General features: G+C 70.3%; 20 protein-coding genes. 13 read left to right on the top strand and 7 right to left on the bottom strand.

Annotation, left to right across the window (positions count from 1 at the left end; translation table 11 throughout):
* The first annotated feature begins 55 nt into the window (after positions 1-55).
* On the top strand, positions 56-1,375 hold the full coding sequence (locus AC5LSR_RS04775; protein WP_250283960.1) for an NAD(P)/FAD-dependent oxidoreductase: 1,320 nt from the start codon (positions 56-58) through the stop codon (positions 1,373-1,375).
* An 893-nt stretch (positions 1,376-2,268) separates the two neighbouring features.
* Here the strand turns inward: AC5LSR_RS04775 and AC5LSR_RS04770 are convergent.
* Entirely contained in the window at positions 2,269-3,075 is an 807-nt protein-coding gene (locus tag AC5LSR_RS04770; protein WP_250283962.1) for a FadR/GntR family transcriptional regulator, read from the bottom strand.
* A gap of 764 nt (positions 3,076-3,839) precedes the next feature.
* On the bottom strand, positions 3,840-4,586 hold the full coding sequence (locus AC5LSR_RS04765) for a lysophospholipid acyltransferase family protein (protein ID WP_250283964.1): 747 nt from the start codon (positions 4,584-4,586) through the stop codon (positions 3,840-3,842).
* A 370-nt stretch (positions 4,587-4,956) separates the two neighbouring features.
* Here AC5LSR_RS04765 and AC5LSR_RS04760 point away from each other — a divergent pair, with 370 nt between their 5' ends.
* Together AC5LSR_RS04760 and AC5LSR_RS04755 are read left to right on the top strand one after the other, a co-directional pair.
* Complete coding sequence (locus AC5LSR_RS04760; protein ID WP_250283966.1) at positions 4,957-5,580, top strand: M50 family metallopeptidase; 624 nt, start codon at positions 4,957-4,959, stop codon at positions 5,578-5,580.
* A 312-nt stretch (positions 5,581-5,892) separates the two neighbouring features.
* Positions 5,893-6,651, top strand: coding sequence for an SOS response-associated peptidase (locus AC5LSR_RS04755; RefSeq protein ID WP_250283968.1), 759 nt, complete (start codon positions 5,893-5,895; stop codon positions 6,649-6,651).
* Between the two features lie 80 nt (positions 6,652-6,731).
* Here the strand turns inward: AC5LSR_RS04755 and AC5LSR_RS04750 are convergent, their stop codons facing one another.
* The 4 genes from AC5LSR_RS04750 to AC5LSR_RS04735 form a co-directional block, all read right to left on the bottom strand.
* Positions 6,732-7,325, bottom strand: a complete 594-nt coding sequence (locus AC5LSR_RS04750) for an alpha-ketoglutarate-dependent dioxygenase AlkB (protein WP_250283970.1) — start codon at positions 7,323-7,325, stop codon at positions 6,732-6,734.
* A 225-nt stretch (positions 7,326-7,550) separates the two neighbouring features.
* Positions 7,551-8,105, bottom strand: coding sequence for an HdeD family acid-resistance protein (locus AC5LSR_RS04745; RefSeq protein WP_250283972.1), 555 nt, complete (start codon positions 8,103-8,105; stop codon positions 7,551-7,553).
* A gap of 345 nt (positions 8,106-8,450) precedes the next feature.
* Complete coding sequence (locus AC5LSR_RS04740; protein ID WP_250283974.1) at positions 8,451-9,014, bottom strand: YceI family protein; 564 nt, start codon at positions 9,012-9,014, stop codon at positions 8,451-8,453.
* Positions 9,015-9,038: 24 nt separating this feature from the next.
* Positions 9,039-10,799 carry an MDR family MFS transporter gene (locus AC5LSR_RS04735; RefSeq protein WP_250290600.1) on the bottom strand — a complete coding sequence of 587 codons (1,761 nt, stop codon included), beginning with the start codon at positions 10,797-10,799 and terminating at the stop codon, positions 9,039-9,041.
* Between the two features lie 551 nt (positions 10,800-11,350).
* On the opposite strand from AC5LSR_RS04735, the gene AC5LSR_RS04730 reads away from it, so the two are divergent.
* From AC5LSR_RS04730 to AC5LSR_RS04715, 4 genes are all read left to right on the top strand, one after another.
* On the top strand, positions 11,351-12,256 hold the full coding sequence (locus AC5LSR_RS04730) for a ComEA family DNA-binding protein (RefSeq protein ID WP_250283981.1): 906 nt from the start codon (positions 11,351-11,353) through the stop codon (positions 12,254-12,256).
* A 62-nt stretch (positions 12,257-12,318) separates the two neighbouring features.
* On the top strand, positions 12,319-13,914 hold the full coding sequence (locus AC5LSR_RS04725; RefSeq protein WP_250283983.1) for a ComEC/Rec2 family competence protein: 1,596 nt from the start codon (positions 12,319-12,321) through the stop codon (positions 13,912-13,914).
* Between the two features lie 64 nt (positions 13,915-13,978).
* On the top strand, positions 13,979-14,974 hold the full coding sequence (holA, locus tag AC5LSR_RS04720; protein WP_250283985.1) for a DNA polymerase III subunit delta: 996 nt from the start codon (positions 13,979-13,981) through the stop codon (positions 14,972-14,974).
* Positions 14,971-15,630, top strand: a complete 660-nt coding sequence (locus AC5LSR_RS04715; RefSeq protein WP_445548311.1) for a hypothetical protein — start codon at positions 14,971-14,973, stop codon at positions 15,628-15,630. The genes holA and AC5LSR_RS04715 overlap by 4 nt, the downstream gene beginning before the upstream one ends.
* A gap of 229 nt (positions 15,631-15,859) precedes the next feature.
* Here the strand turns inward: AC5LSR_RS04715 and rpsT are convergent, their stop codons facing one another.
* A complete protein-coding gene (gene rpsT, locus AC5LSR_RS04710; RefSeq protein WP_250283987.1) occupies positions 15,860-16,129 on the bottom strand; it encodes a 30S ribosomal protein S20 in 270 nt (89 codons plus the stop codon).
* Positions 16,130-16,682: 553 nt separating this feature from the next.
* Between rpsT and lepA the strand changes: the two genes are divergently transcribed.
* The 6 genes from lepA to AC5LSR_RS04680 form a co-directional block, all read left to right on the top strand.
* The gene (lepA, locus tag AC5LSR_RS04705) at positions 16,683-18,536 is read left to right on the top strand and encodes a translation elongation factor 4 (protein WP_250290608.1); all 1,854 of its coding nucleotides are present in this window, start codon (positions 16,683-16,685) and stop codon (positions 18,534-18,536) included.
* Positions 18,537-19,212: 676 nt separating this feature from the next.
* Positions 19,213-20,550: a radical SAM family heme chaperone HemW gene (hemW, locus tag AC5LSR_RS04700; protein WP_250286551.1), complete on the top strand. Its 1,338-nt coding sequence runs from the start codon at positions 19,213-19,215 to the stop codon at positions 20,548-20,550.
* A 217-nt stretch (positions 20,551-20,767) separates the two neighbouring features.
* Positions 20,768-21,787 carry a heat-inducible transcriptional repressor HrcA gene (gene hrcA / locus AC5LSR_RS04695; RefSeq protein ID WP_250286553.1) on the top strand — a complete coding sequence of 340 codons (1,020 nt, stop codon included), beginning with the start codon at positions 20,768-20,770 and terminating at the stop codon, positions 21,785-21,787.
* Positions 21,787-22,932, top strand: coding sequence for a molecular chaperone DnaJ (gene dnaJ / locus AC5LSR_RS04690; RefSeq protein ID WP_250286556.1), 1,146 nt, complete (start codon positions 21,787-21,789; stop codon positions 22,930-22,932). Before hrcA ends, dnaJ begins: the two co-directional genes overlap by 1 nt.
* Before the next feature lie 68 nt (positions 22,933-23,000).
* Complete coding sequence (locus AC5LSR_RS04685) at positions 23,001-23,894, top strand: RsmE family RNA methyltransferase (RefSeq protein WP_493468185.1); 894 nt, start codon at positions 23,001-23,003, stop codon at positions 23,892-23,894.
* A 204-nt stretch (positions 23,895-24,098) separates the two neighbouring features.
* Positions 24,099-25,064, top strand: a 966-nt coding sequence (locus AC5LSR_RS04680) for a PhoH family protein (RefSeq protein ID WP_493468184.1), incomplete at its 3' end; no start/stop codon positions are given.

Genomic DNA, 25,064 nt, shown 5'->3' with positions numbered 1-25,064 from the left:
CAGTGAGGGTGTCAGGACAGTGAGGGTGTCAGGACAGCGAGGGTGGTGAGGTGGCGTGACCAACCGTTCTGACGGTCGTTCCTCCGGCTCGGTGACCGTCCCGGCGGCCAGCGCTGTCATCGGGTCCCGGTACCGCGCGCCCGAGCGGGTGGGGGTCGTGGGTGCCGGCATGGTCGGCCTGTCCACCGCGTGGTTCCTGCAGGAGCATGGGGCCCAGGTCACGGTGCTCGAACGTGAGCATGTCGCGGCCGGCTCGTCCTGGGGCAACGCGGGGTGGGTCACACCGAGCCTGGCCACACCGCTGCCGGAACCGGCGGTGCTGCGTTACGGCGTCCGCGCCGTGGTGAGCCCGGCGTCCCCGGTGTACGTGCCGCCGCGCGCGGATCCGCGTCTGGCCCGCTTCCTCGCCGGGTTCGCCCGCAACAGCACGGCGCGGCGCTGGCGGGCGGCGATGGAACACCTCGCGCCGGTCAACCGCAGGGCGTTCGAGGCCTTCGACCAGCTTGCTGCCGGGGGAGTACGGGTGTCGACGTCCCCGGCCGAGCCGTTCCTGGCCTGCTACCGCAGCGCGCGTGAGCGGGAGACGCTGGTCACCGAACTCGCCGAGATCCGCACGGCGGGCCAGAAGGTCGACTTCGAGCTGCTCGGCGGCGCGCAGGCGCGGGCCCTGCAACCGGCGCTGACCGACGAGATCAACGCCGCGGTCCGCATCGACGGCCAGCGTTTCTGCGACCCGGGGCGTTTCGTGGCGGCGCTCGCCGACAGCGTCCGGGCGCGCGGCGGTGAGCTGCGGGAGGGCGTCGGCGTCCGCGGGATCCGTGACCGTGGCACCGACATGGCCCTGGAGCTCTCGACGGGGGACAGCGCACTGTTCGACGCGGTCGTCGTCGCCAGTGGCGCGTGGCTGAGCGAGCTCGCCCGCCCGTTCGGGGTCCGTCTCCCAGTGCAGGCGGGGCGAGGGTACAGCTTCAGCGTGGCGGCTCACACCGTGCCCGCGGGCCCGCTGTACTTCCCGGCCCAGCGGGTGGCCTGTACGCCGTTGGGTGACCGGTTGCGCATCGCCGGGATGATGGAGTTCCGGGAGCCTCGGGCGCCGCTGGACCAGCGTCGCATCACCGCGATCGTCGACGCGGTCCGCCCCCTGCTGGCCGGTGTGGAGCTGACCTCCCGGCGGCAGGAATGGGTTGGCTCACGTCCCTGCACGCCGGACGGTCTCCCGGTGATCGGTCGGACGACATCCCCACGGCTGTTCGTGGCCGGTGGGCACGGTATGTGGGGCATCACGTTGGGGCCGGTCAGCGGACAGCTGGTGGCGCAGGCGCTTGTCACCGGCCGCCTGCCGGTGGAACTCGAGCCTTTCGACCCGCTACGCTGATCCGCGCCCGGGCGCCTACTACGACGGGCCAGTTGGCCGGCTGGCTCCGCTCCTGTCCGGGCTCCAGCCCCGTGTGCCAGCCGGTTTCTCGGGCTGGGTGATCGAGTGTGCTTCCGTTCGGGCCCTGTCCTCGCGCGGCGGCCCGGCTCTCGGGCCGGCCGATCATCTGGACGGCGGATTCCCGCGGGTTTCGCGACGTGGGAATGCCGTTCCTGACCTGCCTGCCGGTCATGGTATATCCAATTCGCTTTGTGTTCATATGAATACCGGCGGCAATGTGTGTCGGGCTGAAGCTGTCGGTGTCATAGCGTGGATACGGTACGTGTTTTGACAACACCGGTGATGGATGCAACTCTGCCTGAGTGGTGTGGCGTGGGGCCGCACCGTCGGTGGATGGTCGAATGACCGGGCACCGCGCACCGAGGAGTGGACGGACCATTGACGGCGCTGCACTATTCATCTTTCAGGCATCGGAGCGTTACCGGTCGTCGGCGGGCCCAGGCTGATCCGATCCGTTGTCCCGGTAATGCCGCCCAGGTTGTCTGTGATGAGGGACACCGCTGGTGGGCCGTCCGCTGGTCGCTTGTCGGCCTGCTCGCCGATGGCCCCTTCGAGACGCGGGCGGCCGCGCTGGAACGGGCGAACAGCTCACCCCAACTGTGACGACATGCGACAGCCGTCTCGTTCCGGGACGGCTTCCGTCGGCCCATCGGTAGCCGATTCTCGCAAAAACAGATAAATGATATGCCCTATTCGGCTGTCGACCGAAAATGACGAGATCTTTTTCTCGTGTGCGAGATCCGTATTCCGTGGCAGGCGGGTTGGGCCGTGGCAGGCCCGGTTGCCCGGGCCGCGAACGGACCAGCAGCCGTGGTACCGACGACCTCGCCGGGTCAGCCGAGCAGGTCGAGCACGGTTGTGGCGACCGGGCCGTTGGTCAGATCCTGACTGGTTTCCAGCAGGTGCGCGCGCCACAGCTCTTCCGCGGCCCTGACCTCACGTGCCTCGATGAGGTCCACGACCCGCTCGTGCTCCAGGAGGCGCCGACGGCTGGCGAGCCGCTGTTCGGCGCTGCGTTCCGGGCCTGGGTGGGACAGCGTCGCGAGATCGAGAATGTGACGCAGCATCCCTGACAGCACCGACAGCGTCGTGTTCCCGGCAAGCTTGACCAGCAGGACGTGGAAGGCGAGATCGGCCTGCAGGTACTGGCCCGGGTCGTCGGTGCTGACGGCGGCCGCTGTCTCGCTCACCGCCAGCCGGAGCTTGTCCAGGTCTTCCTGGGCGCGATTCTCCGCCAGCAACGCCACGCACGGTGGTTCGATCACAGCGCGGGCCTGGTGGATGTCGGCAAGGGTCGTCCCGCGGTATTCCAGGACCAACGCGGCGTAGCGGGCCGCGATGTCCCCGTTCGGGATGTGTACGCGCGCGCCACCATGCGCGCCGCGCCTGACCGTGATCAGGGCTTCGGATTCCAGGACCCGGAAGGCCTCGCGCAGCGTCGGCCGGGAGACCCCGAACTGCTCCATGAGGGTGGCCTCGGGTGGGAGGGCATCGCCCTCCACGAGCTCTCCCCGCACGATGCGGCGGCGAAGGTGTGCCGCGACGAGTTCGGCGGTTTTCGGGACCCGGACCTGCTGCCCGATCGCGACCACCGTGCCGACCCTGCTAGCAGCAGGCATCGCCAGCTCTTGTACAGCCATCGTGGGCGCCTCCGTCGACGACGAACAGGTAGGTCTGTATAAACGTGGAACCGGTGAACCAAGTGGGGTAGTACAAATGTTGTTGGTGCTTGAGGTTACCAATGGGTCGTCCGGTCTCCCTAGAGAGCCTTGACACATTTGGGGTCTGGATGTTGTCCGACAGTAGCCTTTGCCTTGTCCAGGAGTGCCCGTGGGCCACCGGCATGGGCTGGACGGTCGTGGTGCTGAAATCCCCGGAGTACCCTTCGCCCAGCTACTTTTGGCCCCGTGCTATAAGCTCGGCCGGGACGCAGACGCCTGTCGCCGGGCCGGCTGCAGCCCGTGGCCCCGCTCGTCATTGGCTGTCGCCATTGGGACATGCCACCGTTGTTGACATCTGGGACGCGGTTGGCCAGGTGAGCGGTTGGCCAGGTGAAGCGTGCGCCGTCGCCTGTCGCCTTCGGGACAGCTCTTTCCGTAGATGTCAGTCGTGACTTAAAAGTCAACCCGTTGGGTATCGGTAGGTTTAGTGACTGTCCGATGGCTCCGGGTTGCCTGAATCGGGTTTTTTGACTGATCGATTAGTGATGGGGGGCCGCTCAGCTCGCGGCTGGCGTACCGGCCTGCCGGGCAGGCGGATCTCCGACGTTACCGGGTGAAAGTGTTCGTGTCGCTTCGGATGTGCTGACGGTGCGACGTTTCCGGTATGGGAACGGATGTGTTTTCGGGCTGTTCCAGGAAGATCCAGACACCTTCGCGTCTCCGCGGATGTCGTATAAGGGACGTTACTTCTTGTCGCGTGACTCGGCCTGCTCCCGGGCGACCGTCTCGGGTGTGGGCGCGCTGCCACCGAGATGGGCCGGCAGCCACCATGGCGATTCACCCGGGAGTGGCGGTGGGTAGTCACGCTGGGCATCGGTCAGCAGTTTCAACACGGCATCCGAGAGCAGTTGGGTGCCGGCCGCCGCGGGTGCGAGCTCGGCGGGCGGGATCGGTTCGCCGACGACGATCGAGACCGTGGCGCCGCGCGCGGCACGGAAGTTGCGCGGCCGCCCCTTGGTCAGAATGCGCTGGCTGCCCCAGACGGCCATCGGCAGCGCCGGGACATTGGCTTCGACGGCCATCCGAGCCGCCCCGGTCTTGAAGGGCTGGAGGCAGAAGCTGCGGTTGAGCGTCGACTCGGGGAAGATCCCCACGAGCTCGCCGGCCCGCAGCGCCGCCACCGCGTGGTGGTAGGACCCCGCGCCCGCCGACCGGTCCACGGGAATATGGCGCATCCCGCGCATGAGGGGCCCGGCGATCGGGTGGGAGAAGACGTCGTGCTTGGCCATGAAGCGGACCAGGCGTCGGTGGGAGCGCCAGAACGGGACGCCGGCGAGGGCAAAGTCCAGGTAGGAGACGTGGTTGATGACGACGACGCATCCGCCTGTGGCCGGTATGTGCTCCTGGCCTCGGACGTCGAGCCTGAGATCGAGCGCCTTGAAGAAGCCGAGCGCGAAGCGGATCACTGGCTTGTAGACGAGTTCCGCCACCCGCTCCTGACCTCCCGCCTATCTGTGTTGTCCCAACTGTGTCACGTTGGGATGATCGATTTCGATCGGCCACGAAAAGTAGCTGGCCGATCGTACCGTGAGTCGTCGCGAGCCGCCGGGAGACCATGCCGGAAGGGCGGGCAGGCCGTGTCGGACAGGCACTCGACGATCGTTCTCCGCAGCATTGCATACTCAGCTCCACCTGAGCCACATCGGCATCAGCCACATCGGCATCAGCTACATCGGCATCCCAGGGGCCGTCAGCGGTACCGGTTGGACACGATCGGATAGGAGACGTACGACGCCTGACGAGTGGACGCATCTGCTCAGCTCGGGGGATCCGCCGCGTTGGACGGCGCTGGTAGGTGCTGTGATCGCCTTTGTCGTGGTGCTCGACAGCCGGCTGTGGCCGCTGGCCCGGCATGTGATCACCATTGCTCATGAGGGAGGGCATGCGCTGGCCGCGGTCGGCAGCGGCCGGCGGCTCGGTGGTATCCGGCTGCATTCCGACACGTCCGGTGTGACCGTGTCGGCCGGGCGGCCGACCGGGCCGGGCGTCGTCGTCACGGTCGCGGCCGGCTACATCACGCCCTCGTTGCTCGGCCTCGGCGCCGCCGCCCTGCTCGCGGTCGATCAGGTGAGCCTGATGCTGCGGCTGAGTGTCGTCCTGCTCCTGGGGGTGCTCGTCGCCATCCGCAACGCCTTCGGCGTGCTGTCCATCGTGCTCAGCATCGGGACCGTCGTGGCCGTGTCGGTCCTGGCCTCGGAGCGTCCCCAGCAGTTGTTCGCCATGTCCATCACCTGGTTCCTCCTCTTCGGTGGGCTGCGGCCGATCATCGAGGTGCAGCGGACCCGCAGCCGGGGACGTGCGCCGACGTCGGATCCGGATCAGCTGGCCCGGCTGACCGGCATGCCCGCGGGGCTGTGGGTGCTGTTCTTCGCCTTCGTCTCCCTGTTCTGCCTTGTCATGTCGGCCGAATGGCTCGTGCGGTAGCAGCCCGTGTGACGGCCGCCCGGACGGCAACGGTCCGGACGGCAACGGTCCGTGTGGTGGTGGCCCGTGCGGTGACTGTGTGGCGCGGGCATACCGTGCTCCACGCCCGGCTCCCGGGAGCCGGGCTCCCGGCAGGCGTGCCCTTGGCGGACATGGTTTCGGCAGACACAGCTTTGGTGGGCACGGCTCTGGCAGGCACGGCTCTGATGGGCACGGCCTCGGTGGGCGGTTGCCGCCGGCGCCCGCCAGAGGTCGGGCGGGCACCAGCGGAGGCCATGCGGTACGGGTGGTTGTCTGGCACACTACGAACACATGTGCGGTCGCTACGCCAACGCCCTGGGTGGGCAGCAGCTCGCAGAGTCGTTCTCCGCGCGTGACGAGACAGGCGGCGTACAACCGAATTTCAACGTCGCGCCGACCGCTTCGGCGCCGGTGGTCGTCATCCCGCCGGGCCAGCAGCCGACACCGGCTCCCCGGCTGCGGCTGGCGCGCTGGGGCCTGGTGCCCTCGTGGGCCAAGGACGCCGCCATCGGCAACAAAATGATCAATGCCAGGGCGGAGACCGTGGCGGCCAAACCCGCGTTCCGTGCCGCGCTGCGGGCCCGCCGCTGCCTCGTCCCGATCACGGGTTACTACGAGTGGCAGCGGACCAAGGAGGCCCGGCGCGCGCAGCCGTACCTGGTACGCCCGGTCGACGGCGAACTCGCCGCGCTCGCGGGACTGTACGAGCTGTGGCGTCCGCCCACGGGCGGCACGCTCGCGACCTTCACCATCATCACCACTACGGCGCCGGCCGGTCTGGAGTCCCTGCATCCACGCTCGCCGGTCGTCCTTCCTCCGGCGGACTGGTCGCACTGGCTTGATCCTGCCCTGGCCGATCCGGCGGTGCTGACCAGCATGCTCGGACCCGCGCCAGCCGGAGTGCTGCGCGCCTACCCGGTCGACACCCAGGTCGGCAACGTGCGTAACAACGGCCCGCATCTGCTGGAGCCGGTCACCCCGGCCGGCGACGGGGACGGCGTGGGCTCGCGGGCCGCCCGCTCCGGTGCGGCCCCGGTCGACCGTGAGTGACTTCCGTCCATGGGCCATCCGCCGGATGACGCGCTCCAGGCGCGCCGGTGAGAGCGTTCTGAAGCTGACGAGGAGACCCCTCACGCGGCCCACCGCCAGGACGCGCTGATCCGCGGGCCGCAGGAAGCGACTTTCGGGACCGCGTGCTCCCAGTCGGCCTGGCAGCGGCCGCCTATCACCAGAAGATCTCCGGACGCGGGGAGCAGCGTCCGGCCGGCGCCACCACCGCGTGGACGGAGCCGGAAGGGACGCCGTGCCCCCAGCGTCACGATCGCGATCAGAGTGTTGCCGAGCCTGCGCAGCTCACGGTCGCGGTGGAACGCGACGCTGTCGTCACCGTCCCGGTAGAAGTTGAGCCCGACCGAGCCGAACGGCACCTGATAATGCGCGCACAGAGAGCTACGTATAGTAGCCAGGATGGGATGGGGGAGGGGTTCGGCGGCCTTGTACCACCGTGACAGCCGTGGATCGTCGACCATGCGCTCGTACATCCACCGTCGGCCCTGCCGCCACGGGACCTCGCTGGCGAGGGTCTCGTAAAGGTCGTCGGCGCCGCGCAGCCACCCGGGTGCCACGTCGGCCCACGACGTCCCATCGAGGTGGATACGGCTGAATGCCGGGCTGGTAGTGACCTCGGGATCACCGATGGTCAACAGGCTGCACTGGAGGGGCATAGAAGTACGATACCCGAACATATGTTCGATATCGAGCGTGTCGGGCAGGCCGGCCACCGGGGGCGATGTCCCGGTGGCCCCGCGCTCTGGCAACACGGATGACCGGAGCGGCTCTGGCCGCGGCCACAAGCGCTGCCGGTGCCCGGCGATCCCCGCCCGGGAATGTCGGTGGAAGCCGGCCGGCTCCGCCCGAGCCGGCCGGGCCGGCGATCCGGGTCCTGGGTATCAGGCTCGCGACTCCCGGCGGACCGCAAGAGCGCGCGTGATCTGTGCGACGCCGTGCACGATCAGCTCGATCCCGAATATCACCGCCAGGATGAAGACGGTGGCCGACGGCCACACCAGGGCGAGAATGCCGATGCCCATCGCCAGGAGACCGATGAACAGGCCCCACCCCCATGGGCGTCCGTGCCCGTGCGCGTAGCCGGCCATGGCGACACGCACGGCACCGGCCACCAGCAGGCAGATACCGACGATGAGGGCCAGTGTCCACAAGGTGACACCCGGCCAGGCGAGTGCGACGATCCCGCCGATCACGAGCAGGACACCGAAGAGAGCGGAGGCGTCCTCACCCGCACGGGTCGTCGCGGCCATGTCCATGATTCCGGCCAGCACCAGCCCGACACCGATCAGGATCGCCAGTGTGCGCGCGGCGGCGAAGGGATGGGCGACCAGGAGCGCGCCGAGAACCGTCACCGCGATTCCCAGGAAGAGCCCTGCCATCCAGACCGTGCCCGAAGCTCCGCCGTGGTGACGGTGCGTCTCTGCCGTCGTCATCATGATTGTCATCTCCAGGGTCGCTCATACCTTCCGACCTGGACAAGTGGTTCCCCGCGCCGGGCGCCGCCAGTCCTCGATGCCGGCCCTGGGCGGCTCCCGCTCCCCGGCGCCACGGCGTCTTTCCGCTGCTCCGCTGCTCAGGGCGAACGGTGTCCCGGCCGTTCGTGCCGTGCCCGTCCGCCGCGCGCTGGCCCGGCCGGCGGGCGGCTCCGGCCGGGTGCGCCGGGATGCCCGGCCGGCGCGGTGTGGCCGGCCTACCGGCGGCCCGAGCGGTCCCGGGTTCTGGATCAGGGCGGTTCTTGACCGCTGGCGCGGCTGTCGGCCGTTGGTCCTGTGCGGTCCTGATCAGAACGTCCTGATGGCCGAGATGTCAGCATCGATCGTGACTTTGTCGCCGATGAGGACGCCTCCCGCCTCCAGCGGCGCGTTCCAGGTGAGGCCGAAGTCCTTCCGGCTGAGGGATGACGTGGCGGCGAATCCCACCCGGCTGTGGCCGGACGGGTCCACCGCGCTGCCCTGGAACTCGACCGCTACCTCGACCACGCGCGTCGTGCCGTGGATGGTCAGGCCGCCGGTGGCCACGTAGCTGTCCTGGCCGCTTCCTGGCCTGATGCCCGTGCTGGTGAAGGTGATCGTCGGATGCGTGCCGGCATCAAGGAAGTCGGGGGAGCGTAGATGGGTGTCGCGGTCGGCGTTCCCGGTGTCGATGCTGTCGGTGTCGATGCTGATCGTGGCATGTGAGGCCGTGGGAGTGGAGCCGTCGAGGCGCAGTGCGCCCTCGAAGGACCTGAAACTGCCCCGGACGGTCGCCACCATCGCGTGTCGGACGGCGAAGCCGGACCGGCTGTGAACGGGGTCGATCGCCCAGGTGCCGGTGAGCTTCTCGACGGCGCTGCCCGGTACGGTCATGATGTTCTCCTCTCCAGGCTTCTCCTACGATTCGTGCCCCCTGAGGGGCGGGTTCTTCTGTGACTTCGCGGGCCCTACGCGCATGATCTTTTCGTCTGGCCCCAAAGCGATTGCGTGAGCAACAGTCTGCTCCCCGGACACGCCGGCAGCCGATCGCTTCGCCCCCGGTCCGCGGTCGCGGCTGTCGTCGGTACGGCTGGCTTCCACCGTGTTCCCCGACGCGTCGGTCCGGGAGGTGGCGGCCGCTCCGCGTAGTTCGGCATCCCGGAGGAACAGACTGATCGCGAACGCGGCGATCCCGATCGGAACGGCCACCAGAAAGACCCGGCCGAGCGAGTCGGCATAGGCGGTCCGTACCGCTTCACGTATCGGCGCGGCCAGCCCCGCGACCTCGCGCGGAGCTGAGACAAAACGGTTGGCGGCAGCGCTGCCGGTCTGCGCGCCCGGTACCCGGAGGGCGATGTTCGTGGCCAGCTGGGCGGTGAGCACCGCCCCCAGGGCGGACGCGCCGATCGCGCCCCCCATGGTACGCAGAAATGTCACGCTGGAGGTCGCGGCGCCCATGTCCCGCGGGTCGACAGAATTCTGTACGGCCAACAGGACGTTCTGCAGGAGGAGGCCGAGGCCGAGCCCCGTGACGAACATCCACAGACCGAGTTCCAGCGCGCTCGTGCCGGCGCTGACATGACTGAGCAGAAAGAGCCCGGCAGTGGCTCCGACGGTGCCTGCCACGACAAACCACTTGTAGTGCCCGATAACGCTGATCAGTCGGCCCGACCCGATGGACGTCAACAGAATACCGGCGAGCAGCGGGAGCATCCGCAGCCCGCTGACAGTGGCACTCGCGCCCTGGACGATCTGTAGGTACTGCGGAAGAAAAACAATCGTCCCGAACATGAAGGCCCCGGTGACGAGGCTCAGCAGCGCGGACACCGTGTAGATGCTGTTGGTGAACAGCCGGGGTGGGAGAATGGCCTCCGGCGCCACCCGTTCGCGCAGCGCGAAGGAACCGGTCAGTACGATTCCCGCGATGATCATCGCGGCGATCTGCCAGGAGAGCCACGAGAAGTCCTTGCCCCCGCTCTGGGTGGCGAGCAGGATGGCGCTCAGGCCCGTGACCAGCAGGATGGCGCCGGCCCAGTCGATAGCCGACCGACGGCGCCGGAACGGCAGCCGCAGCGTCCGGCTGATGACGACGAGCGCGGCGAGCCCGACCGGAAGGTTGACGAAGAACACCCAGCGCCATGACCCGTGGTCGACCACGAAACCGCCGACGAGTGGGCCGAGGATGCTCGACGCGCCGAAAACTCCGCTGAAGTATCCCTGGTAGCGCCCCCGTTCCCGGGGCGGGACGATGTCGCCGATGACGGCGAAGGCCAGGGAGATGAGGCCGCCGGCACCAAGGCCCTGCAGGGCGCGGAATCCGACAAGCTGGTACATCGACTGGGCAAGCCCGCACAGTGTGCTGCCGGCCAGGAAGATCGTTATGGACAGCTGCAGGACGATTCTGCGCCCGTAGAGGTCACCGGCTTTCCCGTACAGCGGGGCGGAGATCGTGGAGGTCAGCAGGTAGGCCGCGACCAGCCAGGAAAGCATGTCGCTGCGATGGAACTCACCGACGATGGTCGGCAGCGCGGTTGCGACGATGGTCTGGTCCAGTGCCGCGAGCAGCATGCCCGTCATCAGCCCGGTGATAATGACGACGATCTGCCGGTGGCTCAGGCCCGTACCGGTGCCGTCCGGTGGGTTCCGGTCACGGCTGACATTGTTCCCGGTGGTCGTCATGCATCCTCCGTCGGGCGGGCCGCTCGTGCGATGCCGGCACAGTGAGAGCGTGGGGCGGCCACAGGAATTCGACGCAGGTCGCAACGCGATGTATCCCACGGCTCGACATTTCGCTACTTGATTGTATGATGCAACTATACGTGATCGTTTTGATTGGGCATCGGGCGTGTTGTCGCGTGTCGGCCGTGATACCGAACACGGTCGGTACATAGCAGGTTTTGTCCGTCACTCGCGGTGTCCTGTGGACAGAAGACGGTTGTCCACAGGCGAGGGGTACACGATGTACCGCCACGGCGCGGGGCCCTACCGTCACGGGCATGGCTGATCTTTCTTTTGCCCCCGGCACCCGCTCGGGCGTGGCTGCCGTGGTCCGGCCGGGCGCTGCGAAGAGCCGTGCCCCGGTGGCCCGTGCCCCGGTGGCCCGTGCCCCGGTCACGGGGGAACGCGGCAGCCCGGAGCCGGGCCGGCTGTACCTCACCGGCCCGGCTCCGGGCGCTCCTGACAGGGAACCGGGCCCCGCCGGGCCGGGCCCCCGCCGGGGGGAGCCACCCGTGCCCGGCGAACACGGCCGGTCGTCCCGCTCCGACGCGGCCGGCACGGCATCCATCGATGCTTCCTTCCTCGACGAGATACTGGCCGAGCCTGCCGGTCCCGGCGGCGGGGAGCGGCGGACAGCCCTCCAGCGGGCTGGATCCAGCCTGGCCGGACGCCTGCCGCACACCCTGCGCGGCGGGCTGGTCGACCCGGCCATCCGTGGCGCGTTGCTGATCGCGTTCGTCGCCCTCGCCGCGGCGCTGGTGGCCGGCTGGTTCGCCTGGCGGGGCAGACCAGTGCCGGTGCTGGCCCTTCCGCCGGCGGTACAGGTGACGGACCTCACGAATCCGGGGCCCGGCACAAATCCGGGGCACGGTACAGCGGCCGCCGCGGTGACGGCCGCGACGCCGCCGTCGCCCGCCGCCACCGGGAGCCCGCAGGCGCAGGTCGTCGTCGACGTCGCGGGCAAGGTCCGCCATCCCGGAGTGTTCACCCTGTCGGGAGAATCCCGGGTGGTGGACGCGGTGGCCCGCGCCGGCGGGGTGCTGCCCGGGACGGACACCTCCGGGCTGGCGCTTGCGCGTCGCCTGGTGGACGGCGAGCAGATTCTTGTGGACGGCCGCCCCGGACCGGCACCACCCCAGCCCGCGGGCGGTACCGCCGGCAGCGCCGGTGGTAGCGGTGTCACCGCGGGCGGCGGTGGCAGGGGCTCGCCGGGCACCGCGCCCGGGGCACCGGTGAACCTCAACACGGCCACGGCCGAAGCCCTCGACGCGCTGCCCGGCGTAGGTCCTGTGCTGGCCCAGCGGATCGTCGAGTGGCGTGCGGCCCACGGCGGTTTCACCTCTCCGCGACAGCTGGGGGAGGTGACCGGAGTCGGTGATCAGCGTCTTGCCGACCTGCTGCCACTCGTCACTGTCTGACTGTCAGCGCTCAACGGAGAGCGTGTTGGTTCACCGGTGGCCGGGTAGCGTGGAGCACGAACATGACCGTTTCCGGTCACGATCCGCAGCATCAACCGCCCGACCTGCGTCTGGTCGCCCCAGCCCTCGCGGCCTGGGCGGGAGCCGCGGGTGCCGGACTGGCCGTGCCACCGGTGGCCGTGCTGTGGATCGCCGGGGTGTTGCTGTGCGTGACACCGCTGTGCGTGATACCGCTGTGCGCGGTGGCCCTGCTGCGCGGCCGGACGGCCCGACGGCCGGCGGGCACGGTCCTGGCATGTCTGGCCTGCCTTGCCGCGGGCGTGCTGGCGGCGGGTCTGCCGGCCCGGGCCCGGACGCTCGGCCCGCTCGCGGCCCTCGGCACGGCCCGGGCGTCCGCCGGTATCGAAGGGACGGTGACCGGCGACCCGCGGGTCAGCCACGGGGGCGGCGGGCTCGTCATCGTCCCGATGCGGGTGGAGCGGCTGACCGCGGACGGGCACGACATCCGGCTGCGGCAGCCGGTCCTGGTGCTCGCGACCGCGTCCGGCTGGGAGGACCTGCTGCCGAGCCAGCATGTCAGCACCTCGGGAAGGCTGGCGCCGCCGAGGGCGGCTGACACCGTCGCCGCTGTCGTCTTCGTCCGGGCCGCGCCGGCCTCGGTCGGCCCGCCCTCGCTGGTGCAGCGGGTGGCCGGTCATCTGCGGGCGGGCCTGCGCGACGCCGCGTCGGGGCTTGCCGGCCCGCGCCGCGGGCTGCTGCCGGGCCTTGTCCTCGGCGACACGAGCAACCTCGACGACGAGGTGCGGGAGGACTTCCGGACCGCCGGGATGTCGCACCTGGTCGCTGTCTCCGGCGCGAACTGCATGATCATAATCGCCGCGGCGACCGTTGTCGTCCGGCGCAGCCGGCTGGCTCCGTGGGTGCGGGCCGGCTGGGTCGCAATGGCCCTGGTCGGTTTCGTCATCCTGGCCCGGCCGTCACCAAGCGTCCTGCGGGCCGGTGTCATGGGGCTGATCGGGATCGTCGCGGCCGGCAGCGGACGGCCGCGGCTGGCCATGCCCGCGCTCGCGGCCACCGTGCTGGTGCTCGTCCTCAGCAGTCCCGATCTTGCTCGTTCGGTCGGTTTCACCCTGTCGGTTGCCGCCACCGCCGGACTGGTGATCCTCGTCCCCGGCTGGCGGGACGCGCTGGCGGGCCGGCTGCCGAGGTGGCTGGCAGAGCCGCTCGCGGTCGCCGCGGCGGCACATGTCGCCTGCTCGCCGATCATCGTCGCCATCGGCGGCGGGGTCAGCCTGGTAGCCGTTCCCGCCAACATGCTCGCCGAGGCCGCGGTCGCGCCGGCGACCATCCTCGGGGTCCTCGCCACGGTGGCCGCGGTCGTCTACGACCCGCTGGCCCGGCTCCTGGCGGCCCTCGCGGGTGTGCCGTGCGGGTGGCTGATCACGGTGGCGGACGTCGCGGCGCGCGTACCCGGCGCGGAGATCGGTTGGCCGGCCGGCCCGGCCGGCGCGGTGGCCCTCGTCGCCACCACAGCGGTGCTGTTCGCGACCGTTCGGCGGCACCGTGGGCGCCGCGTCCTCATCGCACTGTCTGTCATCACTCTGGGCATACAGGTGATATTGATGTCACGTGCTGCTGGAATCTGGTCCACGCGTTGATGGCTGATCGTCATTACTCGATGTTCCTGACCAGCTCGTGAGGTCCGGATACCGTCCCTGTGACATGCTCGCCAGCGTGCCGCCGACATCCGCGCCGCCACGGCTGGTCCTGGTCTCCGGTGACGAGGAGCTGCTTGTCTCCCGCGCTGTCCGGGACGTCGTCCACGCCGCCCGGCGCCACGACCCACAGGCGGAGGTCGTCGACCGGGCACCGGGCGAGTTCACCGAGAGTGACATGGTTGATCTGGCCAGCGTATCGATGTTCGGTGGGCTGCGGGTGGTCGTGGTCCGCGGCGCGCAGGAACTTACAGATGATCTTCGAGAGGCGCTGCTGGCCTACCTCGCCCGCCCGCTGGACGACATCGTGCTTGTCGTCGTCCACAGCGGTGTCGTACGCAACCGCAAGCTGGCGGAGGCGATGAGGACGGCGGGCGCGACGGTCGTCACCGCGGCGCGTATCACCCGGCCGCGGGACCGCTACGACTTCGTCTCGGCCGAGGCCCGCCGTCTCGGTGGCCAGATCAGCGCGGGCGCGGCGAAAGCACTGGTGGACGCGGTCGGCAGCGATCTGCGCGAGTTGGCGATGGTATGTGAACAGATGATCGCGGACTCCGGTGGAACGATCAGCGAGGCCCTGGTCGCCGGATACCGTCGTGGCCGGGCTGAGGCCACCGGTTTCGCGGTGGCGGACGCCGCGATCGCGGGGGACCTGCCCGAGGCCCTGACCGTACTGCGCCAGACGCTCGCGGGCGGTGTCCCGCCCGTCCTCGTCGTGAGCGCCATGACCACCGGGCTGCGTGACCTGGCCCGGGTCACGGCCGCCGGCGGTGGTTCCACCTGGGAGCTGGCCCGCAGCCTCGGTATGCCCGACTGGAAGGTGGAGCGTTCCCAGCGGGCGGCCCGGGGCTGGAGTGACGAGGGGCTGGCCTACGCGATGCGCGCGGTCAGCGCCGCGGACACGGCGGTCAAGGGCGGTGCCGTGGACCCGGTCTACGGGCTGGAAAGACTCGTCATCCAGATCGTGTCGGCCCGTGGCCGTCCGGCGGGAGCCCGGCGGTGACGTTGCGGGCACCCCGGCCCGACCAGGGAGACTCCGCCCGCCCAGGCGCAGGCGGCCCGGATGGAGCCGGCCCGGACGGAGGCGGCCCGGACGGAGGCGGCCTGGAAGGGTGCGGCCTGGAAGGGTGCGGCCCGGAAGGGTGCGGCCCGGGCGGAGCCGGCCCGGGCGGAGCCGGCCTGGAAGAGGGTGGCCTGGATGAAACCAGCCCGGTCAGGGACGACCGGGGCGAGGAGAGAGCGGACGCGGGCGGCCGGGGCGCGGACGCACCGGCACAGGGCAGCCTGGGCCGGGACGGGCCGTACCAGGATGATCCCGGTCAGCGCGGCCCGGGACGCGACGCCGCTGGGCACCAGGCCGGCCCGGAGCGGGGAAGCACACCGACGCCGGGACCAGGGTCGCCTTCAGCCACCAGCGGCGCGGTCGGACAAGCGGACGGGTTCTTCTCCACCGGCAGAATCCTGGCCGGCAGCGTCCTGCTCGGCGTCCTGATCGCCCTGGCCGACCTGGCGAGCGCGTGGGTGATCGTGGCGCTACCGCTGACGGCGATCACCATGGTGGCCTACAACAACGCGATCAAGAAGATGCTGGCCGTGGACGACGCGCGGATCCGTCCCGCGGAGAACGAGCCACCGACGCCCGAAACGTCGCCATACTGAAACTGAAAGCGCGCATTCCAGCACTCACCGGATATGGACTCGTCAGATGTGTTCTGTGCCGACGCCGATGCGCAAGCTCCCGGGCTGTCGTCGGGACGCTGACGAAACCTGTGGGACGTCGGGCGGACGGACGTCCCACAGGCGGGCGCCGCCGTCCGCCGCCCGGGGAGCAGCCGGACCCGGGTCGGGAAAACGGCAGGTGGACGGCGTACGAGCGGACGCGCGGGCGTCAGGCCTTGGTCAGCGAGGCGTACCGGGTGGCCAGCGCCGACTTCTTGTTGGCGGCCTGGTTCGAGTGAATGACGCCCTTGCTGACGGCCTTGTCCAGCTTGCGCGACGCGACGCGCAGCTCCTGGCCGGCACGCTCCTGATCGCCGGCCTCCACGGCTTCCCGGAAGCGGCGGATGAGCGTCTTCAGCTCGGACTTCACGGCCTTGTTGCGCAGCCGTCGCTTCTCGTTGGTGAGGTTGCGCTTGATCTGCGACTTGATGTTGGCCACGCGAAAGAACCCCTGGTCGTCGAATTGGCAGGAAAGTCGGGTCGGTATGAAATTCGGTGTGAACGGCGGTCGAGCCCCGGCGTCGGACCAGGACCGGCCTGTTCGTGACTGGCTCGACGGCAACCGGCCGGTACACGGATGGTACCGGGGAAGCCGTAGGGCCCGGGAAACATCGGTAACCTTACCAACTTACCCGCGAACGGTGTCGGAGGGCGTGCCGGCGGTGCCCGCCGGCCGGGCGGGCCGCGGCGCCCGGCCGCGCCGCCCGACCGTTGCGTCCGGTGGCCGTCGCGGCTGGTGGGCGCCGGTCCGGTGGGCGCTGGGATGGCCGTCAGCTGTGGCCATCGGCGTCCGACGCGGTGAGTCTGATGTGCTAGCCAGGGTTCGCGCCAGGCTCGGGCCAGGCTCGCGTCGGGCCCGTGCCGAGCCCTGGTGCGCCGGTGCCTGCTGCGCCGAGCCTCCTGGTATGCCGAGCCTCCTGGTATGCCGAGCCTTGCGTGTCAGGGCCTGGCACGATGACACAGTCCATCCCGACGAAACGAGAAGACTCCGCGTGCCCCCAGCCTCCGACCCCCGTCGTATCAACCAGGCATCGGTCGACCAGGCGTCGATCCGCAACTTCTGCATCATCGCTCACATCGACCACGGCAAGTCGACGCTCGCCGACCGGATGCTTGGTGTCACCGGTGTCGTCGAGGCCCGTAACATGCGTGCCCAGTACCTGGACAAGATGGACATCGAGCGTGAGCGTGGCATAACGATCAAGGCGCAGAGCGTCCGGCTGCCGTGGCAGGCCGACGACGGCCGCGACTACGTCCTGCATCTGATCGACACTCCTGGCCATGTCGACTTTACCTATGAGGTGAGCCGGTCGCTCGCGGCCTGTGAGGGCGCGGTGCTGCTCGTCGACGCGGCGCAGGGTATCGAGGCGCAGACGCTGGCCAATCTCTATCTGGCGCTCGAGAACGACCTGCAGATCATCCCGGTCCTCAACAAGATCGACCTGCCGGCCGCGCAGCCGGCGAAGTACGCCGCCGAGCTGGCGCAGATCATCGGCTGCGACCCCGCCGACGTGCTGCTGGTGTCGGGCAAGACCGGCCAGGGCGTGCCCGAGCTGCTCAACGAGATCGTCCGGCGGGTCCCCGCGCCCATGGGTGACCCGGACGCCCCCGCGCGGGCCATGATCTTCGACAGCGTCTACGACACCTACCGGGGTGTGATCACGTATGTGCGGGTGGTCGACGGCCGGCTGACCGCCCGGGACCGCTGCCTGATGATGTCGACGCGGGCGAGCCACGAGACCCTCGAGGTCGGGGTGATCTCGCCGGAGGCGATCCCGCGGGAGGGGCTGTCCGCCGGGGAGGTCGGCTACCTCATCCCGGGGGTCAAGGACGTCCGGCAGGCCCGGGTCGGCGACACCGTGACCTCGGCGGCCCGTCCGGCCCAGGCGCCGCTGGCCGGTTACCGTGACCCGCGCCCGATGGTCTACAGCGGCCTGTACCCGATCGACGGCAGTGAGTATCCGGCCCTGCGGGAGGCCCTGGACAAGCTGCAGCTCAACGACGCCGCGCTGACCTACGAGCCCGAGACGTCCGCGGCGCTGGGCTTCGGGTTCCGCTGCGGCTTCCTCGGGCTGCTCCACCTGGAGATCGTCCGGGAGCGCCTGGAACGGGAGTTCAACCTCACGCTTATCTCCACCGCGCCGAACGTGGTCTACCGGGTGGTCATGGAGGACGGCGGCGAGACGATCGTCACCAACCCGAGCGACTGGCCGGCGGGCAAGATCTTCGAGGTCCACGAGCCCGTCGTGGACGCCATGGTGCTGCTGCCGTCCGACTTCGTCGGCCAGGTCATGGAGCTCTGCCAGGGCCGGCGCGGCACGCTGGGCGGGATGGACTACCTGTCGACCGACCGGGTCGAGCTGAAGTACCGGCTCCCGCTCGGGGAGATCATCTTTGACTTCTTCGACGCGCTGAAGTCGAAGACCCGGGGGTACGCCAGCCTCGACTACGAGCCGGCCGGCGAGCAGGTGGCCGACCTGGTCAAGGTCGACATCCTGCTGCAGGGGGAGGCTGTCGACGCGTTCTCCGCGATCGTCCACAAGGACAAGGCGTACGGCTACGGGGTCGCGATGACCTCCCGGCTGCGGGAGCTGATCCCGCGTCAGCAGTTCGAGGTACCGATCCAGGCCGCGATCGGCAGCCGGATCATCGCCCGGGAGAACATCCGCGCCATCCGCAAGGACGTCCTGGCCAAGTGCTACGGCGGTGACATCACCCGCAAGCGCAAGCTGCTGGAGCGGCAGAAGGAAGGAAAGAAGAAGATGAAGACCATCGGCCGCGTCGAGGTCCCGCAGGAGGCATTCATCGCGGCGCTGTCCACGGACGTGTCCAAGAACGGGAAATAAGTCTGCCGTCCGTGGCTGGGCGGTGACTCCGGCCGCCCTCCGGGCGCCGGTGCGGCCGTGCTCCCCCCGGCCTCGCGGGATTCCTCCCGGAGCCGGCGGCCAGGCGGGCCGGTCCGGGAGGCCCGGGCTTCCTGAGCTGTCCGTGTTGCCTGTCCGGGCTGCTCAGGGGGTTCGTGCGGACGAAGGGGGCAGTCGGATGGGTTCGGTGGCGGGTTCGTCATGGCTGGCGGGGCCGGCCGATCCGGCCAGGGTGCCGGATCGGTACTCCGTCGCGTGAGGGGGAAGAAGATCCTCGATGTTGTCGAGGACACCGCGCACGGCGTCGTCATTCATGCGATTTATTTTTCCGGACGCGGGACCACGAGCTCACGACGCTTCACCTATATTGACCAGTCGATTATCAATGTCAGGTCAACGTCGCCACCGGCCGTGGCCGCGGTGGGGTTCCGGGCGTATTCGGCGGCCGTATTGGGCGGCTAAATCCGACAGATCCGATAACTGAATATAAAGATCATAATATAAAGATCATGGAGTGGCTGCGGCCCGGGGCGCCCCGCTCACGGGCCGCGCGGCCCGGGGCGCCCCGTGAGCGGGCCGTACGGCCGTCGAACGGCAGGCGGGCGCTGGAGGCGGGCACGTGTTGGAGGCGGGCACGGTGTCGTGAGTCGGGCACACTATGGTCATGCCGCACATCTCGACGGCCGGCCCGGCCCTCGGTCAGCCCGGCGCAGCCGGCCCCGGCGAGCCGGGCCGCCCGGCACACCCGGCACACCCGGGAGGCCCGCGGGGCACGGGCTCCCCAGCCGCCGGGGGCGGCCTCCAGAGCTGGGACGGTGTGCTCCCGGCGCGGGCCACGGACACCCTCGGCAGCCGCCCGTTCGGGGTCTACGTGCACGTCCCGTACTGTGCGGCCCGCTGCGGCTACTGCGACTTCAACACCTACACCGCGACCGAGCTCGGGCCGGGGGCCGCGATCGGCACGTTCGTGGCGACGCTGGCGGCCGAGTTCCGCCTGGCCCGGGCCGTTCTCGGCCCGGCCGACGTCGCGGTGTCGACGGTCTTCGTCGGCGGCGGGACGCCGACCCTGCTGCCCGCCGAGGACCTCGCGCTGCTGCTCCGGATGATCGACACGGAGTTCGGTCTCGCCGCCGGCGCCGAGGTGACCACGGAGGCGAACCCCGAGTCGGTGGATGCCGCCGCGCTGGAGCGGCTGGCCGCCGCCGGGTACACGCGGATCTCGTTCGGGATGCAGAGCGCCCGCCCACACGTGCTCGCCGCGCTCGACCGCCGGCACACCCCCGGGCGCGTCCCGGACGTGGTCGGCTGGGCGCGCAAGGCCGGCTTCGCCCACATCAACCTCGACCTGATCTACGGCACCCCCGGTGAGTCCGCCCGGGACTGGCAGGAGAGCCTGGACGCGGTGGTCGCGCTCGAGCCCGACCATGTCAGCGCGTACGCGCTGACCGTCGAGGACGGCACCCGGCTGGCCCGGCGGATCCGGCGCGGCGAGCTGCTCCCGCCCGACGACGATCTCATGGCGGACCGCTACCGGCAGGCCGAGGAGGCCCTGACCGCGGCCGGCCTGGGCTGGTACGAGATCAGCAACTGGGCGCGCGGGCCCGCCGCCCGCAGCCGGCACAACCTCGGCTACTGGCGGGGCGCGGACTGGTGGGGCTTCGGGCCGGGGGCGCACAGCCACGTCGGGGGCGTCCGCTGGTGGAACGTGCGCCATCCGGCCTCCTACAGCGCGCGGCTCGCCGCGGGCACGAGTCCCGCGGCGGCCCACGAGGAGCTGGACGACGCCGCCGCGCGCATGGAGCGGGTCATGCTCGAGGTGCGCCTGGCCGAGGGCCTCGCCGTCGGGGAGCTCACTCCCACGGGGCGCTCCCAGGCCGCCCGGCTCGCCGCGGACGGGCTGGTGGATCCCCCGGCGCTGGCGGCGGGACGCGTCCTGCTGACCCTGCGCGGCAGGCTGCTCGCCGACACCGTCATCCACGCTCTGCTGCCGGACTAGCCGCGACCGGCCGCAGCCGTCACCGGAAACACGCGTGGGGTTCCCGGTGGCGGTGACACATTTGTCCGTCTCGCCTGGTCGCCAGGACAGCTACAATTGGCACTCGCGGCAATCGAGTGCCAGAGCGTCCCGCCAGCGGGTTTCCGGCCTCGGCGGCTTCGTGTGGTCGTCGCTGACCTCGCCCGGCGGCTTCAGCGTGGCAAAGGGGTGATACGGCGTGCTGGAGGAACGGCGGTTGGACGTACTTCGCGCCATCGTCGAGGAGTTCGTGCTCAGCAACGAACCCGTGGGCTCCAAGCTGCTGGCCGAGCGCCACCAGCTCGGGGTGTCTCCTGCCACTGTCCGTAATGACATGTCCGCACTTGAGGAAGAAGGCTACATCACCCAGCCGCACACCAGCGCCGGCCGGATTCCCACGGACAAAGGCTACCGCCTCTTCGTCGACCGGCTGTCAGGGGTCAAACCGCTGTCCCGGGCCGAGCGGCGGGCCATCCAGAGCTTCCTGGAGGGCGCGATCGACCTCGACGACGTGGTCCGGCGGTCGGTCCGGCTGCTCGCCCAGCTGACCCGCCAGGTCGCGGTCGTGCAGTACCCGTCGCTGTCGTGCAGCAGCGTCCGGCACATCGAGATCGTGACAATCACGCCGGTGCGCCTGCTGCTCGTACTGATCACCGATACCGGGCGGGTCGAGCAGCGGGTCGTCGAGATACCCGAGCCGGTGGACGACCCGACCGTCAGCGAGCTGCGCACCGTGCTCAACGCGGCGCTGAACGGGCGTCGGCTGGCGGACGCGCCCGAGGCGGTCGCCAACCTGCCGGACGAGGCCCGGCCGGGGCTGCGTCCACACCTGAACACGCTGATCACGGTCGTGATGGAGGCGCTGGTCGACAAGCCGGAGGAGCGGATCGCTCTGGCGGGTACCGCCAACCTGACGCGTTCCGCCATCGACTTTGCCGATACGCTGCGTCCGCTTCTGGAAGCTCTGGAGGAGCAGGTCGTTCTGTTGAAACTGATCGGCGAGGTACGGGACCTCGATACCGTCACGGTCCGTATTGGCCATGAAAACAACGTGGATGCGTTGCGTTCCACATCGGTGGTTGCGACGGGGTACGGTCGCGGGGCGTCCGCGTTGGGTGGCCTGGGAGTGGTCGGTCCAAGGCGGATGGACTATCCAGGAACCATGGCGGCCGTCCAGGCCGTCGCCAAGTATGTGGGTGATCTCTTGGGTGCCGACTGATGGCCACCGACTACTACGAGGTGCTCGGCGTACGCCGGGACGCCTCGAACGACGAGCTCAAACGGGCCTACCGCAAGCTCGCCCGCGAGCTGCATCCCGACGTCAACCCCGACCCGGAGGCGCAGGCCCGCTTCAAGGCCGTGACCGCGGCCTACGAGGTCCTCTCCGACCCGGAGAAGCGCCAGATCGTCGATCTCGGCGGGGATCCGCTGGCGCCCGGCGGGGGAGCCGGCGGGTCGTCGTTCGGAGCCGGCTTCGGCGGCCTCGGCGACATCATGGACGCCTTCTTCGGCGGCGGTGCCAGCCGCGGGCCGCGTTCGCGGGTGCGCCGGGGCAACGACGCCCTGCTCCGTCTCGAGCTCGACCTCTCCGAGACCGCCTTCGGCACGACCCGGGACATCACCGTGGACACCGCCGTGGTGTGCGGTACCTGCTCCGGGGACGGCGCGGCGCCGGGCAGCCATCCGGTGACCTGCCCGGTCTGCCACGGGCGCGGGGAGATCCAGCAGGTCACCCGCTCCTTCCTCGGCCAGATGGTCACCTCCAGGCCGTGCACCCGCTGCGGCGCCACCGGGACGGTGATCGAGCACCCGTGCCGGGAGTGCGGCGGCGACGGCCGGGTCCGCAAGCGGCGCAGCCTCACCGTCAAGATCCCTTCCGGGGTCGAGGACGGGATGCGCATCCGGCTGTCCGGCGAGGGCGAGGTCGGCCCGGGCGGTGGCCCCAACGGCGACCTCTACGTCGAGGTCCAGGAGCGCCCCCATCCGGTGTTCACCCGGGAGGGCGACGACCTGCACTGCGAGCTGCGCGTCCCGATGACCGCCGCCGCGCTCGGCAGCACCTGCACGCTGGACACGCTCGACGGCAGCGAGACCATCACGGTCAAGCCCGGCACCCAGCCCGGCCACGTGATCACCATGAGCGGCCGGGGTATCCCGCACCTGCGTTCGGTCGGACGCGGCCACCTGCACATCCACGTCGTGGTCGAGACCCCGACCAGGATCGACGCCGAGCAGGAGCGGCTGCTGCGCGAACTGGCGAAGCTGCGGGACGAGGAGCAGCCGGCGGTCATCTCCGGCGGCAACGGCTCCGCCGACGGCCAGGGCTTCTTCTCCCGGCTGCGCGGCTCCCGTGGCACCCGGTAAGCGTGACCGTCGGTGACCCCCGAAGGGCGGCCTGACCGCTGACCGCACCCCTGTTCCACCAGGTACCGGTGCCGGACACCGCCGAGCTGACGTTGGCCGGCGCCGAGGGCAGGCATGCGGCGACGGTACGGCGGCTGCGTCCCGGCGAACGGCTGGATGTCACCGACGGGAGTGGCGTTGTCGCCGAGTGCACGGTCGTGCGCTGCCGGCGGGACGAGCTCGACTGCGCGGTGGGGCGCCGGGTCGTGCACCCGGCGCGGCTGCCCCGGCTCGTGGTGCTCCAGGCGCTGGCCAAGGGCGACCGCGGTGAGCTCGCGGTCGAGCTCATGACCGAGGTGGGGGTCGACGAGATCGTCCCCTGGGCGGCCTCCCGCTCGGTCGTGCGCTGGGCGGGGGAGCGGGGCGCCCGCGCTCACGAGCGCTGGTCGGCGACGGCCCGCGAGGCGGCGAAGCAGTCGCGGCGGGTGTTCTGGCCGCGGGTCGCCGCGCTCGCCGACACCGACGCCGCCGCCGCCCGGCTCGCCGCGGCCGAACTCGCCGTGGTCCTGCACGAGGAGGCCGCCGAACCGCTGGCCCGGATACTCGCCGCGGCGACGACGACCAGCACGGCAGTGACCAGCACGGCAGTGGCTGGCGCGGCAGCGGTCACCCCGGCAGTGGCTGACGCGGCAGCGGTCACCCCGGCAGTGGCCACGGCCGCCATGACGGCCACGGCGGCCATCGCCGGGCCGGCCAGTGCCCGGGCGGCGGCCGCGTCGCCCGGCGGACCGGCGGGCGCCCGGGCGGCGGAGATCGTCGTGGTGGTGGGCCCGGAAGGCGGGCTCACCGACGTCGAACTGGAGGTGTTCGCCGCGGCCGGGGGGCGGCCGTCCCGGCTCGGTCCCACCGTGCTGCGGACGTCGACCGCCGGCGTGGTCGCCGCCGCGGTCGTCCTCTCCCACACGTCCCGATGGGAGCGTTAGATCATGTACCCGGTGTGCCCGCGGCCGGTGTCCCGCCGGCCTTCGTTGTGCCTGTCGTGCCGGCTGTTGTGCTGGTACGGCCAGTGCGACGACCGGCCCGGCAGCCGGCCCGGGAGGTCCGACCGGCCTGAGGATCGCTACACTGAAGGACCGTACTGACTCATGTCGTTCGAGAGGTCCCGTGGCCGGCGCCGGCCGCAACCCATGACCGATTCCACCTCCCAGTCCGACCAGCGGACCGTCACGCGCATCGTCGTCCCCGGTGCGCACAGCATGGTGAGCCTGCTCGGCCACCAGGACGAGCTGTTGCGTGTCGTCGAACAGGCGTTATCGTCCGACGTCCACGTCCGGGGCAATGAGATCACCATCACCGGCCCGCCGGAGGAGAACGCGCTGGCGGCCAGGCTCTTCGCCGAGCTGATCGCCGTGCTGGAGTCCGGGGCCGAGCTCACCCCCGCCCACGTGGACCACTCGCTGTCGATGCTGCGCAGCGGCAGCGAGGAACGCCCGGCCGAGGTGCTCACCCTCAACATCCTCTCCAGCCGGGGCCGGACGATCCGGCCGAAGACGCTCAACCAGAAGCGTTATGTGGACGCGATCGACGCCCACACCATCGTGTTCGGCATCGGCCCGGCCGGTACCGGCAAGACGTACCTGGCCATGGCCAAGGCCGTGCAGGCGCTGCAGTCCAAGCAGGTCAACCGGATCATTCTGACCCGCCCGGCGGTCGAGGCGGGGGAGCGGCTCGGCTTCCTGCCCGGCACCCTCTACGACAAGATCGACCCGTACCTGCGCCCGCTGTACGACGCCCTGCACGACATGGTCGACCCGGACTCGATCCCGCGGCTGATCCAGAGCGGCACCATCGAGGTCGCGCCGCTGGCGTACATGCGCGGGCGGACCCTCAACGACGCGTTCATCATCCTGGACGAGGCGCAGAACACCTCCGTCGAGCAGATGAAGATGTTCCTCACCCGTCTCGGCTTCGGCTCCAAGATCGTTGTGACCGGGGATGTCACGCAGGTGGACCTGCCCAGTGGCACCCGCAGTGGTCTGCGGGTGGTCCGGGAGATCCTCGACGGGCTCGACGACGTCCACTTCGCGCTCCTGACCAGCACGGACGTGGTGCGTCACCGGCTGGTCAGCGAGATCGTCGACGCCTACGCCCGG

It is taken from the genome of Protofrankia sp. CiP1_Cm_nod4 (assembly GCF_982290645.1).
This window is presented reverse-complemented; position numbering and strand designations above follow the sequence as displayed.